At 72.9% G+C, this 16,289-nt stretch carries 16 protein-coding genes and 1 pseudogene; 7 read left to right on the forward strand and 10 right to left on the reverse strand.

Features of this window, described 5'->3' with window-relative positions; translation table 11 throughout:
- Position 1 precedes the first annotated feature (1 nt).
- Complete coding sequence (locus DRB96_RS32365) at positions 2–1,201, forward strand: aminotransferase class V-fold PLP-dependent enzyme (RefSeq protein WP_112451656.1); 1,200 nt, start codon at positions 2–4, stop codon at positions 1,199–1,201.
- A gap of 48 nt (positions 1,202–1,249) precedes the next feature.
- The gene (locus DRB96_RS32370; protein WP_112451657.1) at positions 1,250–2,005 is read left to right on the forward strand and encodes a class I SAM-dependent methyltransferase; all 756 of its coding nucleotides are present in this window, start codon (positions 1,250–1,252) and stop codon (positions 2,003–2,005) included.
- A gap of 3 nt (positions 2,006–2,008) precedes the next feature.
- Here DRB96_RS32370 and DRB96_RS32375 read toward each other — a convergent pair whose 3' ends face one another.
- The 6 genes and pseudogenes from DRB96_RS32375 to DRB96_RS45265 form a co-directional block, all read right to left on the reverse strand.
- On the reverse strand, positions 2,009–3,481 hold the full coding sequence (locus DRB96_RS32375; protein ID WP_112451658.1) for an ATP-binding cassette domain-containing protein: 1,473 nt from the start codon (positions 3,479–3,481) through the stop codon (positions 2,009–2,011).
- A complete protein-coding gene (locus tag DRB96_RS32380; protein ID WP_112451659.1) occupies positions 3,478–4,287 on the reverse strand; it encodes an ABC transporter permease subunit in 810 nt (269 codons plus the stop codon). The genes DRB96_RS32375 and DRB96_RS32380 overlap by 4 nt, the downstream gene beginning before the upstream one ends.
- The gene (locus DRB96_RS32385) at positions 4,284–5,231 is read right to left on the reverse strand and encodes an ABC transporter permease (RefSeq protein ID WP_112451660.1); all 948 of its coding nucleotides are present in this window, start codon (positions 5,229–5,231) and stop codon (positions 4,284–4,286) included. Before DRB96_RS32385 ends, DRB96_RS32380 begins: the two co-directional genes overlap by 4 nt.
- Positions 5,228–6,799, reverse strand: a complete 1,572-nt coding sequence (locus DRB96_RS32390; RefSeq protein WP_112451661.1) for an ABC transporter substrate-binding protein — start codon at positions 6,797–6,799, stop codon at positions 5,228–5,230. Before DRB96_RS32390 ends, DRB96_RS32385 begins: the two co-directional genes overlap by 4 nt.
- The gene (locus DRB96_RS32395; RefSeq protein WP_112451662.1) at positions 6,796–7,608 is read right to left on the reverse strand and encodes a class I SAM-dependent methyltransferase; all 813 of its coding nucleotides are present in this window, start codon (positions 7,606–7,608) and stop codon (positions 6,796–6,798) included. The genes DRB96_RS32390 and DRB96_RS32395 overlap by 4 nt, the downstream gene beginning before the upstream one ends.
- 38 nt (positions 7,609–7,646) lie before the next feature.
- Positions 7,647–7,805 (reverse strand): annotated as a pseudogene (locus DRB96_RS45265) (NUDIX hydrolase); the annotation flags it as partial.
- 29 nt (positions 7,806–7,834) lie between these two features.
- Between DRB96_RS45265 and DRB96_RS32405 the strand changes: the two are divergent.
- The 4 genes from DRB96_RS32405 to DRB96_RS32420 all read left to right on the forward strand — a co-directional run bounded on the left by DRB96_RS32405 (position 7,835) and on the right by DRB96_RS32420 (position 10,577).
- Complete coding sequence (locus tag DRB96_RS32405; RefSeq protein ID WP_239516062.1) at positions 7,835–8,503, forward strand: M15 family metallopeptidase; 669 nt, start codon at positions 7,835–7,837, stop codon at positions 8,501–8,503.
- Positions 8,504–8,508: 5 nt separating this feature from the next.
- Entirely contained in the window at positions 8,509–8,856 is a 348-nt protein-coding gene (locus DRB96_RS32410; RefSeq protein ID WP_112451664.1) for a DUF962 domain-containing protein, read from the forward strand.
- 63 nt (positions 8,857–8,919) lie between these two features.
- Positions 8,920–9,381, forward strand: a complete 462-nt coding sequence (locus tag DRB96_RS32415; RefSeq protein WP_112451665.1) for a zinc ribbon domain-containing protein — start codon at positions 8,920–8,922, stop codon at positions 9,379–9,381.
- Positions 9,378–10,577, forward strand: coding sequence for a lipid-transfer protein (locus DRB96_RS32420; protein ID WP_275432036.1), 1,200 nt, complete (start codon positions 9,378–9,380; stop codon positions 10,575–10,577). Before DRB96_RS32415 ends, DRB96_RS32420 begins: the two co-directional genes overlap by 4 nt.
- Before the next feature lie 331 nt (positions 10,578–10,908).
- Here DRB96_RS32420 and DRB96_RS32425 read toward each other — a convergent pair whose 3' ends face one another.
- From DRB96_RS32425 to DRB96_RS32440, 4 genes are read right to left on the reverse strand one after another with little or no spacing between them, the layout of a single operon-like run.
- Positions 10,909–11,532: an ATP/GTP-binding protein gene (locus DRB96_RS32425; RefSeq protein WP_112451666.1), complete on the reverse strand. Its 624-nt coding sequence runs from the start codon at positions 11,530–11,532 to the stop codon at positions 10,909–10,911.
- A complete protein-coding gene (locus DRB96_RS32430; RefSeq protein ID WP_239516063.1) occupies positions 11,513–11,971 on the reverse strand; it encodes a DUF742 domain-containing protein in 459 nt (152 codons plus the stop codon). The genes DRB96_RS32425 and DRB96_RS32430 overlap by 20 nt, the downstream gene beginning before the upstream one ends.
- Positions 11,972–11,981: 10 nt before the next feature.
- A complete protein-coding gene (locus DRB96_RS32435) occupies positions 11,982–12,419 on the reverse strand; it encodes a roadblock/LC7 domain-containing protein (RefSeq protein WP_112451667.1) in 438 nt (145 codons plus the stop codon).
- Positions 12,416–15,454, reverse strand: coding sequence for a nitrate- and nitrite sensing domain-containing protein (locus tag DRB96_RS32440; protein ID WP_343234633.1), 3,039 nt, complete (start codon positions 15,452–15,454; stop codon positions 12,416–12,418). The genes DRB96_RS32435 and DRB96_RS32440 overlap by 4 nt, the downstream gene beginning before the upstream one ends.
- A 512-nt stretch (positions 15,455–15,966) precedes the next feature.
- Here DRB96_RS32440 and DRB96_RS46385 point away from each other — a divergent pair.
- Positions 15,967–16,248 (forward strand): hypothetical protein, encoded by a 282-nt coding sequence (locus DRB96_RS46385; protein WP_343234634.1) that lies wholly within the window; start codon positions 15,967–15,969, stop codon positions 16,246–16,248.
- Positions 16,249–16,289 lie beyond the last annotated feature (41 nt).

The following is a 16,289-nucleotide window of genomic DNA, read 5'->3' on the forward strand; positions in this document are numbered from 1 at the left end:
CATGGCGGACCCCGCAGCCGAACTCGAGGAGTTGGCGTCGTGGCAACGGCCGCTGCGCGCGCAGTTCCCTCTGATAGTCAGCCACCCGGACCCGGCGTACCTGGACAGCGCTGCCACCACGCAGAAGCCGCAGGCCGTCCTGGACGCCGTACAGGCCTACCTCACCACCTCCAACGCCAACGCGGGCCGTGGCTCGTACCCCTGGGCCAACACCACCACGGCCCTGGTGGAGCGCACGCGCGAGCGGGTCAAGGAGTTCCTCGGCGACCCGGATCCGGACCGGTCATCGGTGCATTTCACGAGCGGGGCCTCGGAGGGGCTGCGTACCGTCGCGCGGGACTGGCTGCCCGCGCTGCTCGCCGACGGGGACGAGATCTTCGTACCGTTCGCCGACCACCAGGCGAACCTCGCGCCCTGGCTGGAAGCCCGGGCGCTGCTGGCCCGTCAAGGGGTACGGATCGTGGTGCGCGAACTTCCGTACCAGGCGGGTTCCGGGGACTACGATCCGGAGGCGCTCGCCAGGGCCGTCGGACCGCGTACCCGCTTCGTGGCCGCCACCCACGTGCACCACGTCTACGGCGTCGACATGAACGTGCACCGCATGCGTGAGGTGGTCGGCCCGGACGTGGTCATCTGTGTGGACGCCGCGCAGAGCATCGGCCATCTGCCGGTTTCCGTGGCCGACCTGGACGTGGACTTCCTGGTCTTCTCCGGTCACAAGGCTCTCGCCCTGCCGGGGACCGGCGCCGTCTGGGCCCGGGGCCTGCGCGGACCGGGCTTCCGGCCGGGCGGCTGGCCGGGCACCCCGAACACGGCCGGCATCGCGAGCCTGGCCGCGGCGCTCGACTGGCTCGACGCCGCCGGGACCGACCGGATCGAGCGCTGGACCGTGGCGCTGGCGGCCTTGCTGACCGACGGACTGAGCCGGATGCCGGCGTACGAGGTCCTCGGCTGCCAGACCAGCCTCACGGCCGGCTCGCAGGTGCAGCGCAGGAGCAGCATCGTGACCTTCCGGCATCGCGGGATCAGCTCCCAGGACCTGGGGTTCATCCTTTTCAGCCACGGCTTCATGGTGCGCTCGGACGATCACTGCCAGGCCGGGCGGAGTGTACGGGACGGCTCGGTGCGGGTCAGCCTGCACGTGTACAACACGCCCGAAGAGATGACGAAGTTGCTCACCGCGCTCGCCGGACTGCAATGATTTTCATGAGCAGACTGTGGTCACGGTGACGGAGGCGATTCGATCGCTATGAGCATGAGTACGGTGGCGGCCGCGCGCTGGGTGGAGCGCTGGGAATGCCAGCAGCAGCGCTACGCGGTCGACCGCGAAGAGAGGTTCACCGTCATCGCGGACGTGGTCGAACGCGTCACGCTCGGCCGGCCCGCCCCGCTGGTGGTCGACCTGGGCAGCGGGCCGGGATCTCTGGCCGCGCGGCTGGCCAGTCGGCTGCCCACCGCGGATGTTCTGGCCGTCGATGCCGACCCGCTGCTGCTGGAACTGGGCAGGGCGCACTACGGCACGGCCCTGCGGTACGTCGAGGCGTTGATCGGTGCGCCGGGATGGCTCGACGCGCTCGCCCTGGACCGCCCGGTCGACGCGGCCGTCTCCACCACGGCCCTCCACTATCTGGGTGAGCCCAGCTTGCGGAACGTCTACCGGGACCTCGCCGAACGGCTGCGGCCCGGCGGGGTGCTCGTCAACGGCGACCACATCAGCCCGGATTCCGCGAGGATCCGCGATCTCGCTCTCGACATCGGCCGCCGACACTCCGAACGGTGCCTGGCCTTCACCCACGAGGACTGGCAGTCCTGGTGGTCCGGGGCCGCCGCCGATCCCGAATTCGCGCCCTTCCTCGCAGGGCGGGGCGAGCGCCGCCATCCGCCCTGCGAGGGCAATGACCTTCCTCTGTCCGGCCATGTCGAGCTGCTGCGCGAGGCGGGGTTCGGACACGTCGGAACCGTCTGGCAATTCGGCAACAGCCATGTGCTGGTCGCCGTGCGCTGATCCTCACCGCGCTGCGGCCTGTAGGAGGGCTCTGGTGAACGAGTGCTGTGGTGCGTCGATCAGGCGGGGGGCCGGCCCTTCCTCGACGATGCGGCCCGCGTCCAGGACCGCGATCCGGTCGGCCAGGCAGGCCGCGGCCGCGAGGTCGTGGGTGATGAACACCAGGGTGAGTTCCGTGCGTTCGCGGAGTCGGGCGAGTACGTCGAGGATGGCGTGCCGCGTGACAGGGTCGAGACCGGAGGTGATCTCGTCGCAGATGAGGACCTGCGGCTCCGCCAGCAGAGCCCGGGCGAGTGCGGCCCGCTGGAGTTCACCGCCCGAGAGCCCGCCGGGGCGGCGCTCGGCGAGACTCGCGGTCAGGCCCAGTTCCTCAAGGGTCGCCGCGGCCGCCCGGCGGGCGTCGTGCCGATCCGCCCCCCGCAGGCGCACCGCGCTGCGGGCGACCTGGTCTAGGACGGGCCGGTGTTCGTCGAAGGCGGCCTTCGCGTCCTGGAACACGTACTGCACGGCGGCCAGTTCGGCGCGGGTGCGCGATCGCAGGCTGCGCGGCAGCGGGGTCCCGTCGAGCAGGACCGTACCGTCGTACGCGGAGTGCAGGCCGGCCAGGCAGCGTCCCAGGGTGGTCTTGCCACTGCCGGAGCGGCCGACGAGCGCCAGGCACTCCCCCACCGCCACCGAGACCCCGATGTCGCTCAGTACGTCGATGGTGCCCCGGGCTGCGCGGTGTTTCGCGGTCAGGTCTTGTGCCTCAAGACGTACGGGCCCGCGCGGGCGGGCTGTTCGCGCTGCGCGGGGCGCCTCCTGCGGGAGGTCGGTGAGCACCGACGAGGTCGGCCCTCGGTCCACGACGCGGCCTTCCCGCATGACCACGACCTCGTCCGCCAGCTCTCGTACCACGTCGAGGTCGTGGCTGAGCAGGACGACGGCGATGCCCTGGCGCGCCACCGCCGCCAGTTCCGCGACGATGCCCTGTTTGGTGAGGACGTCCTGTCCGGTGGTGGGTTCGTCGGCGACGATGACGCGGGCACCCAGCAGCAGCGCCTGCGCCAGGACGACCCGCTGCTGCTGGCCGCCGGAGAGCTGGTGGGGGAAGCGGCGCAGTACGGCCGCGGGGTCCGGGATCTGCGCGAGGCACAGGGCCTTCTCGACGCGCCCGCGGATCTCGCCACGGTCGCCTCCCCGGCGGGCGGCGATGTCCCGTAGCAGTGCTCCCACGCGGCGGGCGGGATTGAGGACGGCCGCGGGGTGCTGGGGTACGTATCCCACCGCGCCCCCCGCCGTAGTGATCGTCCCTTCGACCGTGGCGCCCTGCGGGTATTCACCGAGCAGGGCAAGACCCGTGGTGGTCTTGCCGCTGCCGGACGGGCCGATGACGGCCGTGACCTTGCCGGCGTGGGCCTCAAGGCTCACGCCGTCGACGATCACCCGCCCGCCGATCTCCACCCTAAGGCCCTGCACCTCTGCGACCAGGCTCATGGCTTCGTTCCCTTCGTGTGGTCCGGTCGGTGCAGGGCGGCGTCGAACAGCAGGTTGGTGCCCATGGACAGGGCGGCGATGAGGAGGGCGGGCACCACTACGGCCCAGGGCTGGAGGAAGAGGCCGGTGCGGTTGCGGTCGACCATCACCGCCCAGTCGGCGGCGTCCGGCTGCACGCCGACGCCGAGGAAGGCTGCCGTGGCCACCAAGTACAGGGCGCCGGTCAGCCGGATCCCGGCATCGGCGGCGAGGGTGCGGCGCATGGCGCGCGCCACATAGCCCATCGCAGTGCGCCACCAGGACTCGCCCTGCACCCGCAGCGCTTCGACGGCGGGCCGGGAGGACACCTCCACGGCCGCCGCGTGGACGACACGTGCCGCGTCGGGTGCGGCGGCTAGCCCGACCAGGGCGGTCAGCCCGACGGGACCGGGGGTGAGCGTCGCCGCGACGAGCAGCACCAGGAGCAGCGAGGGGACTGCGATCACCACGTCCAGGGGCCGCATCAGTACGTCCTCCAGCCAGGTACGGCGGGTAAGGGCGGCGGCGAGACCCAGAGGAATGGCGACGAGGTAGGCGAGCGCGGTCGCGGCGAGGGCCACCAGTACGACGGACCGGCCGCCGAACAGCACCTGCCGCCAGACATCGCGGCCGGTGAAGTCGGTGCCGAGCCAATGACCTTGGCCAGTGGCGAAGGAGACGGAACGCGGACCGGCAGGACCGGCCACCAGCGGCCCCAGCAGGGCGAGCAGCAGCGGTACGGCGACCAGCCCGAGGGCGAGCGCGTACCTCGGCAGGGTGTGCTTCATGCCGCCACCTCCGAGCGGGGGGCGAAGCGGCGCGCGACCAGGTCGGCCGCGAGGTTGACCAGGACGGTGACGACTCCGAAGACGACGGCCATGCCCTGGACGACGGGGACGTCGCGGGCGGCGACGGCCTCGATGAGTACGGTGCCCAGGCCCGGGACGACGAAGAGGGCCTCCACGACGATGACGCCGCTCAGCAGCCAGTCGCAGGTGCGGGCCAGTTGCTGGGTGGCGGGGGCGAGGGCGTTGGGCAGGGCGTGCGTCCAGCGGATGCGTGAAGGGGATACTCCGTAGCGGCGCGCCTGGGCAACGTACGGCGACGCCATCGCGTCGATCATCCCGGCGCGCACCAGGCGGCTGATGGTGCACACCGGCCGGGACAGCAGGACGATCACCGGCAGCACGAGTACGGCAGGCTCGGAGAAGACGTCCGCGCCCACGGCGGTGGGTGGCAGCCAGCCGAGCCACAGCCCGAACACGGTCGCCAGCAGCACCCCGAAGGCGAATTCGGGTACGGCGTGCACGCCGAGGGTCAACGCGCTGACGCTCCGGTCCAGCAGGCCGCCCTCACGGCGGGCCGCCAGGACCCCGAGCCCGACGGAGAGCGGGACGAGCAGCGCGAGGGTGGCGGCGGCGAGGACGAGGGTGGGGCCGAGACCCGTGGCCAGGTAGCCGGTGACGGGCCGGCCGGTGACCAGGGAGGTGCCGAGGTCGCCGTGCAGCATGCCGGTGACCCAGTCCAGGAGCCGTGCGGAGGTAGGCCGGTCCAGGCCCATGGCCTCGCGGATGCGGGCGATGCGCTCGGGGTCGGGCTGGTCCCCGGCGAGGGCCACGGCCGCGTCACCGGGCAGGGCCTCGGTGAGGACGAAGATGAACAGGACCACGGCCGCCGTCTGCCCCAGACCGAGGAGCAGACGGCGGCCGACCCATGACAGGTGGAGCGTCACGCGAGCCAGATCTTGTCGAAGCGGGCCCAGTCGAGGGTGTTGGCGGGGGCTTCCTTGGACACCCCGCGCACCTTGGGGGTCGTGGCGACGATCCAGTCGGCGAAGCCCCAGATCAGGAAGCCTCCCTCGTCGTAGAGCCGACGCTGCATCCGCTCGTACAGCGCCGCGCGCTGGGTGGCGTCGCGGGTGGACTGGGCCTGCTGGTACAGGTCGTCGAAGTCCTTCTGCTGCCACTTGGTGGCGTTGGTGGTGGAGCCGGTCAGCAGCCGCTGCGAGACGTGGGACTCGATGGGCATGGCGCCGGACCGGTAGGAGGCGAAGGTTCCGGAGTTGAGAATGTCCTTCCAGTACGTGTCCTTGTTGCCGACCTTGACCTCGACCGTGACCCCGGCCTTGGCCGCCTGCTCCTTGAAGATTCCGGCGGCCTCGATGAAGCCGGTGGCGGCGGGGGCGGTGTCGAGGGTGACTTTGAGGCCTTCGGCGCCGGCCTCCTTCAGCAGTGCGCGGGCCTTCTCCAGGTCCTGGGTGCGCTGCGGCAGGTTGCTCGCGTAGTACTGGTAGCCCTTGCCGAAGAGGTCGTTGCCGATCTCGCCCGCGCCGGAGAGTGCCCCGTCGACGAGCTCCTTGCGGTCGGCGATGAGGAAGAAGGCCTGGCGGACCCGCTTGTCGTCGAACGGCGCCCGGTCGGTCTTCATCACGAAGCCCTGCATGCCGCTGCCGGGCAGGCGGACGACGTCGATCTTGCCCCCCTTGCCCTCGTGGGCGCGGGCGGTGGCCGGGTTGAGTTCGTGGGCGTACTCGACCTGGCCGCCGAGCAGGGCGCTCACACGCGCCGACTCCTCCGTCGCGACGACGAACTCCAGCTCGTCGAGGTGCGGCGCGCCCTCCCAGTAGGCGTCGTTGCGCTTGACCACGAGAGAGCTGCCGGGCTTGAAGGAGACGAAGCTGAACGGACCGGATCCGATGGGCTTGTCGAAGGTGGCGGCGTCCTTGGGGACGATGTACGCGCCGAAAGCCGCGAGCACGTTGGGGAACTCTGCGTACGGGCGCTTGAGCTTGAACTCGACGGTGGTCGCGTCCACGGCCCGGCTCGCGGCGAGGTCGATGGGCTCCAGCGAGGCCTTGGCCCGGAAGGTGCCCTTGGGATCGGCGATCCTGCCGTAGCTGTAGAGGACGTCCTCGGCGGTGACCGGCTTGCCGTCGTGGAAGGCGGCCTTGCGCAGGGTGATCCGCCAGGTGTCGAGGGCCTCGTTCGGCTCCCAGCGCTCGGCGAGCCGCGGGACGGGGGCGAGGTCGGCGCCGAAGTCGGCGAGCTTGTCGAAGAGGGCCTTGGCGCGGGCGGCGTCGACGAACAGGTTGGCCGCGTGCGGGTCGAGGGTCTCGTTGGCCCCGCCGCCGGCAAAGGCGGCGCGCAGCCGGCCGCCGGGCTTGGGGGTGCCGGCCTCGGCGTTCTTGGCGTCCGGCTCGGTGGATCCACCGCTGCCGCATCCGGCGGTGAGGGCCAGCACGGTGGCACTGCCGGCGATGATGAAAGTTCTTCGGGCGAGGCGGCTGGACTGGTCGTTCACGAGGTGCTGTCTCCGTTGCTGTGATGGGGCTTGAGCCGGGCTACGAGGTGGAGGCGGTCGGAACTCGCGGTCCGATGGGGGGCCTCTCCTTCGCGCCAGGGCGGTTCGGTGCGGGGTCCGGGGCCGTCGTAGAGGTCGAGGACCTCGAACCCGGCCGTGGTGAGGAAGTACCGGAGCTCCTGGGGGAAGAGCAGGCGCCAGGCGGAGTGCTGCTCCGCCGGGGGCGAGTCGTCGTCCGTGGTCCAGGTCCGGCGGCGGCGCAGCAGCTGCGCCGCGTGGTCGACGTACAGCGTGGTGTGGGAGGTGTACGTGACGCCCCGCCACGCGGCGGTCGCGGTGCGGGGCCCGTCCAGCAGTTCGGTGGTGCCGAGGAAGAAGGCCCCGTTGCGCATCTCGGCGACGAGCAGTCCACCGGGGGTGAGGTGGGCGCGGCAGCGGGCGAGGAAGGCGGTGAGGTCGTCGTTGGTGTGGCAGTAGAGCAGGGCGCTGTCCAGGCAGACGACGGCGTCGAAGGTGGCCGCGAGGTCGAAGTCGCGCATGTCGGCGCGGTGGTAGGCAGGGCCGGGGTGACGGCTGCGGGCGTGCGCCAGCATCGACTCCGAGGTGTCGATGCCGGTGACCTGGCGGCCGGCCCGGTGGTGGAGCCAGGCGGCGTCGCGGCCGGTGCCGCAGCCGACGTCGAGGACGCGCTGGCCTGCGTCGTACCGTGCCAGCACGCTCTCGGCCCAGCGGGCCGCGAGGTGTTCCGGGTCGGGGAAGCGCTCTTCGTACAGCTCGGGATGGTCGGTCAGAAGGTTGCCAGTGGTCATCGGGTCTCGCTTCGGGGGCAGGCGTCGGCACGTGGGGGTGCGGGGCCCTCGTCCTCGACGGGGAGGAGGGCGACCGCCACCGGAAGGGGGTTGCGATAGGCGACGGCGCCGCACGAGGGGCACGCGCGGGGCCAGTCGGCCGAATCGAACAGCGCTCCACAGGTGGAGCAGTGCGAGTCCCTCAGGTGTGCCGGCATGCGGCGATGGTATGCCAAGGGGCATGCGGATGCTGGCTGTTGTGAGCTGTGTGGGAGCCCTGCTGAACGGTGCGCCCGCCCCCGGGTTCGCGCCGCTGACCCACGTCGATCCGAGCATCGGCCAGGACATGCGGTACGCCGGCGCCCACAATTTCACCGGCGCCGTCGTGGACGGCTACGAGGAGCCCGTCTGCCTGCTCGCCCGGCCCGCCGCCGAGGCGCTGGCCCGGGCGCAGCGGGAGGTGCTGCGGCGCGGGTACTCCCTCCTGGTGTACGACTGCTACCGGCCGCAGCGGGCCGTGGACCGGTTCGTGCGGTGGGCCTCGGACGGGGCGGAGCGGTCGACCAAGGCGGAGTTCTATCCCGCCGTGGAGAAGGACCGGCTGATCCCGGAGGGGTACATCGCCGAGAGGTCCGGGCACAGCCGCGGGAGCACGGTCGACGTGACGCTCACGGACCTGCTCCGCGAACCGCTCGACATGGGGACCCCCTTCGACTTCTTCGACCCGCTCGCGCACACCGACGACCCGCGCGTCACGGGCCCCGCCCGTGCGCACCGGGACCTGCTGCGGAGCGCGCTGGCCGCCCAGGGGTTCGTGAACCTGCCCGAGGAGTGGTGGCACTTCACGTACAAGCCGGAGGCGTTCCCGGACACGTACTTCGACTTCCCCGTCTCTGTCGCGGCCGTCCGGCCCTGAGTACGTTGCTCGGCATGACTTTCAGTTCGTACGAGGAGTTCTGGCCCCACTACGTCGCCATGCACTCCCGGGCCGCCACCCGCTGGGTCCACCTCTCCGGCACCCTCACCGGCCTCGCCGTCACGGCCTACGGGCTGGCGCGCGGCCGCCCGCGCTATCTCGCGGCGCTCCCCCTCATCGGGTACGGGACCGCCTGGCCGGCGCACTTCCTGATCGAGAAGAACAACCCGGCCACCTTCGGCAATCCGGGGTGGTCGCTGCGCGGGGACGCGCAGATGATCCGGATGATGCTGGCCGGACGGGACGCGGAGCTGGGCGAGATCGCGCGCAAGTGGCTCGCCGAGAACGGGTGACCGCCGGCGCCTTCCCGTGACAGACTTCTGACGGTTCGTCAGATTCTGCTTTCGGGAGGGGTCTTGGAACGCACACGCACACCCGTCGTGGACGGGTGGTTCACCGAGGACGACGCGGACGGCGGCGGCTTCCGCCTGCTCGGCAGCCGGTGCTCCGCCTGCGCCGCCGTGTTCTTCCCGCGCGAGGACGCGTACTGCCGCAATCCGCGCTGCCCGGGCGGCGGGGAACTGGTCGAGGCGCCGCTGTCCCCGCGCGGCCGGATCTGGTCCTACACCGACGGGCGGTACCGGCCGCCGGCCCCCTACGTGTCCGACCCGGACGCGCCCTGGACCCCGTACACCCTGGTCGCGGTCGAGCTGGAGGCCGAGGGGATGGTCGTGCTGGGCCAGACGGTGCCCGGGGTGGGCGTCGGCGATCTGGCGGTGGGAATGGAGGTGGAGGTGGTGGCCGGCGTACTGAACGAGGACGCCGCCGGCACCACCTGGACGACCTGGCACTTCCGGCCCGTGGGGGTGGACGCGTGAGCGGCTCCTCCGCGGACGTGGCCGTCCTCGGGGCGGGCATGCACCCGTGGGGCAAGTGGGGCCGCAGCTTCGTCGAGTACGGGCGGGCCGCCGCCCGGGCCGCGCTCGCCGACGCGGGGCTCCAGTGGACGGACGTGCAGTCCATCGTCGGGGCCGACACCGTGCGGTCGGGCTACCCGGGCTACGTGGCCGGCGCCACCTTCGCCCAGGCGCTCGGCTGGCAGGGGGCCCGCGTGACCAGCGTCTACGCGGCCTGCGCGTCCGGCGCCCAGGCCATCGGGGCGGCCCGGGCGCAGATCCTGGCCGGGCTGGCCGACGTCGTGCTGGTGGTGGGGGCGGACGCCGCCCCCAAGGGGTTCTTCGCCCCCGCCGGCGGGGACCGGCCGGACGACCCGGACTGGCTGCGCTTCCGGGTCCTCGGGGCCACGAACCCGGCGTACTTCGCGCTGTACGCGCGGCGCCGCATGGCCGTGTACGGGGACACCGGCGAGGACTTCGCGCAGGTCAAGGTGAAGAACGCGGCGGCCGGGCTGCTGAACCCGAACGCCCGCTACCGCAAGGCCGTCACGGCCGAGGAGGTCGCGGCCTCGGCGATCGTGGCCGATCCGCTGCGGCTCCTCGACATCTGCGCCACCTCGGACGGGGGCGCCGCGCTCGTGCTGAGCAGCATGGACTTCGCGCGCTCGCGGGGGATCGCGGACCCGGTGCGGATCCGGGCCGTGTCCACGGTCACGCCCACGTATCCCCGTACGGTCCTGGACCTGCCGGACATCGCCACCGACTCGGTGACCGCGGTGGCGCCGACCCCCGGCTCCTTCCGGTCCTCGATCGCGCGGGCCGCCTACGAGGAGGCGGGGCTGGGGCCGGAGGACCTCTCGCTCGCCGAGGTGTACGACCTGTCCACCGCGCTGGAACTGGAGTGGTACGAGGACATCGGCCTGTGCGGGGAGGGCGAGGGCGCCAAGCTCGTGCGGGAGGGCGCCACCGCGCTCGGCGGCCGGATCCCGGTCAACACCAGCGGCGGGCTGGCCTCCTTCGGGGAGGCCGTGCCGGCGCAGGCCATCGCGCAGGTGTGCGAGCTGACGTGGCAGCTGCGGGGAACGGCCGGGGACCGGCAGGTGTCGGGCGCGCGGGCCGGGATCACCGCGAACCAGGGGCTGTTCGGCCACGGGTCCGCGGTCGTCGCGGTCCGGTAGCCCGGGGCGTGCGGGCCCGCGTGCGGACCCGCGTGCGGACCCGCGTGCGGACCCGTACGCGGGCCGTGCCGGACGGGCGGACCCGCTGAACAGCCGCTGTTGTCCGAACGCTTGACGGCCCTTGGCGGCGGGTTCACACTCGCTCCACAGTCCCGCTCCGCGACCGGGACCCCGGAACCCCCCATGAGAGCTGCGGCCCGTACCCCAGTCGGCGGGGGTACGGGCCGCCTCCATGTGGCGGGACCGGAAGCGGGACCGGAAGCGGGACCGGCGGGACCGGCGGGACCGGCAGCTGTCGGCCGGCCCCGGCGGACCCGGGCCGGCCGTCGGCCTACGCGCCCGCCGTCAGGGTCCGCCGGGCCCGGGACAGGTTCATCGCGTGCTCCACGACCCCCACAAGGACGTCCTTGACCAGCTCGCGGTCCCGCGCGTCGCACAGCAGCACCGGTACCTCGGGGGCGAGGTCGAGGGCCTCGCGGACCGAGGCCACCGGGTGCCGGTCGGCGCCGTCGAAGCAGTTCACCGCGACCACGAAGGGGATCTCGCGCCGTTCGAAGTAGTCGATGGCGGCGAAGCAGTCGGCGAGCCGGCGCGTGTCGGCGAGGACCACCGCGCCGAGCGAGCCCTGGGCCAGCTCGTCCCACAGGAACCAGAACCGGTCCTGTCCGGGCGTACCGAAGAGGTACAGCACCAGGTCCTCGCGCAGCGTGATGCGCCCGAAGTCCATGGCCACGGTGGTGGTGCTCTTGCCCTCCACTCCCCCCGTGTCGTCGATGCCGCGGCCCGGCTCGGAGAGCCGTTCCTCCGTCCGGAGCGGCCTGATCTCGCTCACCGCACTGACCAGGGTGGTCTTGCCCACCCCGAAACCGCCCGCGACCAGGATCTTGAGGGTCAGCGGCTCGACCGGCGACACGGCATGCATCGCGCCGGTGCGGCTAGAGCGCCCGAAGGCCATCGATCACCTCACGCAGTATGGATTCGTCTGGCAGTTCGGCCGGAGGTACCGGCCGGGTCACGTGGACCAGTTCGTCGGCGGCGAGGTCGCCGATCAGGACGCGTACGACGCCGAGGGCGAGGTCGAGGTCCGCCGCGAGTTCCGCGACGGACTGCGGGCGTTCCCGGCACAGCCCGAGGATGTGGGCGTGTTCCGGGGACAGCGTCGCGTCCCAGACCGGGTCGTCGGCCGCGGACTCCGCGACCACGAGCGCGATGAGGTCGAGCCGGTGCTGGCCCGCGTGGCTGGTCCGGCCGCGGGTCATCGCGTACGGGCGTACGACGGGGCCCGCGTCGTCGTCGAACCACTGGTCGCCGGCCGCGGCGGGGGCCTCCTCCGAGGTCCCGCCGGCGGCCGCGCCGGGGGTGCGGGCGGGATGGTCCTGGCCTGGTTCGCTCATGCCGTCCGACTCACCCTCCGGCGGGCAGCCCGGTGCGCGGGGCGGTCGCAAGGTGGTCACCCACGCGCTTGACCATGAGGGTCATCTCGTACGCCACCTGGCCCACATCGGAGTCGGCGTCGGCCAGGACGGCCAGGCAACTGCCGTCGCCGGCCGCCATGACGAAGAGGAACGCCTCGTCCAGCTCGACCACGGTCTGGCGGACCTTGCCCGAGTCGAAGTGGCGGCCGACGCCCTTGGCCAGGCTGTGGAAGCCGGAGGCCACGGCCGCCAGGTGCTCGCTGTCCTCCCGGGTGAGGTCCTTGGAGCTGCCGGTGGGCAGGCCGTCGCCGGAGAGGACCACGGCCTTGCGGATGCTGGCGACCCGGTCGACGAGCTCGTCGAGGAGCCAGTTGAGCGAGCCGGAGCCGCGGCCCCAGGTGTCGTTTCCGGACTGCGGTGCGGTCATCGACCGTCCCCTTCGTTCTCGTATCCGGGGCCGTCGGCGGCAGGGGTGCCGGCCTCGGACCCGGACTGCGGTGGTGCGTGGTGGTGCGGTGCGTCGAGCTGTGGGTCGTGCCGTGCCTGTTGTGCCTGCTGGCGGGCGTGCTGGTCTCGGCCCGCGGTCCAGCCGCGCTGGAGTGCGGACATGCGGCGCCGTACGTCGTCCGCGTCGCGGTCCTCCACCGGGTCGGCGGCGGGCGCCGCGGCCGGGGCGTCCTTGAGCTGGGGCGCGAGGTTCGCCTGGCGGACCCGGCGGGGCAGCCCGGCGGCCGCGGCCGCGGCCCTGCCGGGCGTGGCCGCCCCCGTTCCGGCGCCCTCCGGGGCGGGATCCGGGACGGCCGAGACCGGGCGGGGCTCCACGCGGCGTCCGTGCTCGGCCACCAGGGTCGGGGTGGGGCGGCGGCGCGGCAGCGGTACGGCGCCCTGGGTGCGGGGGCCGTCGGAGCGGCCGGCGTCCGGGCGGGCGGGCTCCAGGCGGACCGGGCCCGTGGGCGGAAGGGACTCGCGGTTGCGCTCGCGGTCGCGATCACGGTCGTGGTCGCGATCACGGTCGCGGTCGTGGTCGCGGAAGGGGTCCCGGCCCGGGTGGCGGTCGGTGAGGCGGGAGGCGGCGCCGTGGTCGGCGAGGCCGGCCAGGCCGACCGTGCCGCCCGTGCCGTCGATGGGGGGCTCGCCCGTACGGAATCCCGTGCGCTCCCCCGCCCCGTCCGCGGCCCGGTCGCCCATGCGGTCCGCGATGCGCTCGCCCTTCCAGCCGCCGCCGCGCTCGGTGTGCCGCTCCGCGTGCGGGCGGCTGCCCGCCGGGCGCAGGCCGAGCAGGCCGCTGCGCGGGATGCCGTTGGGCGGGGTCTCGTCGTCGAGGGTGGCCATGGCGGGCCGGCCGCCCTTGGTGCCGATGCCGCTCCCGGTGACCCCGGTGAGGCCCGCGAGGCCGGTGGGGGCCTCGTCCAGGGCCGTGGCGGGGTCGTCCAGCCCCAGCAGGCCGATCGGGGCCTCCAGCTCGACCGGGCCGCGCAGTTCGGCGCCGACCGGGAGCCGCCGGTCGGCGGACGCGCCCAGGGCCGCCGCCGCGGGGCGGGCGGAGCCGGGGCCCACGGCCTTGCCGCCGGCCAGCCGGATGCCGGTGCCGTTGGTTTCGGGAGCCTCCGTCAGCAGGGCCACCGGGAGGAAGACCACCGCGGTGGTGCCTCCGTACGGGCTGGGCTGGAGGCCGACCTTGACGTCGTGGCGCTGCGCGAGGCGGCTGACCACGAACAGGCCGAGCCGGTCGGTGTCGGAGAGCTCGAACTCGGGGGTCTCGGCCAGCCGGAGGTTGGCGTCGAGCTGGGCTTCCGGGGTCATGCCGAGGCCCCGGTCGTGGATCTCCAGGGTGAAACCGTTGGCCACGCGCTCTCCGAGGACCTGGACCGCCGTGTGCGGCGGGGAGAACACGGTGGCGTTCTCCAGGAGTTCGGCGATGAGGTGGGTGACGTCGGCGACGGCCGGGCCGGCGATGCCCAGGCGCGGGAGCCGGCGCACCTCGATGCGCTCGTAGTCCTCGACCTCGGCGACGGCCGCGCGGACGACGTCCATCAGCTGGACGGGCTTGCGCCACTGGCGGGAGGGGGCCGCGCCGGAGAGGATCACCAGGCCCTCGGCGTGCCGGCGCATGCGGGTGGTCATGTGGTCGAGGCGGAAGAGGTCGGCGAGCTCCTCGGTGTCCTCGGTGCGCCGCTCCATGGTGTCGAGCAGGGTGAGCTGGCGGTGCAGCAGCACCTGGTTGCGGCGGGCCAGGTTGACGAAGACCTCGGACACGCCGCGCCGGAGCTCGGCCTGCTTGACGGCGGCCTCGATGGCCGCGCGCTGCAGGGAGTTGAGGGCCTGGCCGACCTGGCCGACCTCGTCCTTCTCGTAGTCCAGGCGCGGCGCCTCGGTCTCCACGTCCACGTGCTCGCCGGCGGCCAAGCGGCGCATCACGCCGGGGAGGCGGACGCCGGAGACCTCGTGGGCCTCCTTGCGGAGCCGGGACAGGTCGCGGATCAGCTCGCGGCCGATGCGGACGGACAGGATCAGGGAGACGAGCAGGGCGATGAAGCCGAGGATCCCGGCGACGGCGGCCTGGACGAGGACGCCCATGGCCACCGGCTCGACGCGCTTTTGGTAGCGGTCGCCGGCCGCGGTGCCCATCACGGCGAGGTCGTCGAGGACCTTCTGCGCGGCGGCGTCCCACTGGGCGGGGGCGACGTTGCGCGCGGCCTTTCCGGTGCCTCCGGCGATGAACCGTTCCTCCGCCTCGCGCAGGGCCCGGCTCTCGGGGTTGTTCCAGTACTGCTCGAACTGGTCCCGGTCGGCCGGGGGGAGGATCGCGAGGTTGAACTCGTAGAGCAGCTTGCGGTTGGCGACGAAGTCGGTGACGCGCCGGATGTCGGCCGGGCTGACGTTGCGGGCGGCGAGGGCCGCCGCGATGACCGCGTCCTCGCGCGAGAGCGTCTCGCGGGCCCGGGTGATGCCGACCAGGGCGCGGCCCTGCTTGTCCATCTCCACGTTCTCGAGCGCGTGGAGGTTCATCAGGAACTCGTAGCAGGGGTCGACGAGCCGATTGTAGAGCTCGAGGGCCTGGCCGGTGTCGAGGGAGCCCGAGGAGTCGACGGCGCTGCGCAGCGCGCCGATGCCGTGGAAGGCGTCGAGGATGGAGCGCAGGCGCTGGGCCGTGGCCGGGCTCAGCTCGTCGACGACCTCGGGGTCCTCGGCGTCGGCGGTGATCTTCGCGATCGCCTCGTCGGTCTCGGCCCGTCGCTTGGCGAGCTCCGCGGTGGCGGCGGAGGCGCGGGGGTCGCCGATGACCACGAGGGTCTGGCGGCGCTCCTTCTGGACGACGCGGACGACGTCCTCGATGGGGTAGCCGACCTTGTCGATGACGTAGGCGACATCGAGCAGTTGGACGGCCTGACGGCCCGTGAGGACCGTGGCGAAGCCCCAGAGGGCGGTCAGGGAGACGAGCGGCACAAGGAGCAACGCCACGATCTTCCGGCGGATGGATTTCCCGCGAAAGCGCATGGCCTCCCCAGCCTCCCCAGCTCAACCCCGCTGTCGGGGGTCGGTGTTCCGTCATTTAAACGGCGTGAGCCTACTACTGCCACGGCGAAGGTTCGAAGGCGTGTCCGGACGTTTTCGGCCTGACGCCCGGGCGAAGATCACGAGTTGTCCGATAGCTCCCGCCGGGAGCAGCCCGATATGTGGCACATGACACCTGGTGCACCGTCAGTTCCCGCATGAGAATGGATGGCTGGAATTATTCGTTCCGCGACATCTCGGGGCGCTGCGCACGTCCGGGATGCGGGAATCTCCGGACCGTCCCGTACGTCTACCTGTTCGAGGCGGGCATGACCGGCGGCACCGGGGGCAGGCAGGGGACCATGCGGATGAGGTACGAGGACGGCGGCGCGGGACCGGGAGCGGGAGCGCGGGGGCCGTCACTCTGGGTCGATGGACCGGGGCGGCGGCGGCTGCCGGACCCGGTGCGGAAGTCTGCCGTGCGCGCGGTGCTGATCGTCGCCGTGACGCTGACGGACGCGACGATCGCGTTCTTCCTGACGATCACCGGCTCCTGGCTGGCCTTCCCGCTGGTGCTCACCGGGATAGGGGGCACCGTCGTGGCCACCTGGGCCGTGCTCGACGTGTTGATCACCCGGCAGATGTGGAACCAGCGGTACGGGGTCGTCTCGGAGCCGAGCAGCACCGCCAGGCCCCGCCGGACCGCCACGGCCCGAATACCCCGCGACGGCGGCTCCCTGCCCGCCACGGGCCGGCGGTAGACCGCGGGCCCGTGGGGGTGCGTGGGGAAGCGGCGGCGGCC

The organism is Streptomyces sp. ICC1 (assembly GCF_003287935.1).
GTDB lineage: Bacteria > Actinomycetota > Actinomycetes > Streptomycetales > Streptomycetaceae > Streptomyces > Streptomyces tritrimontium.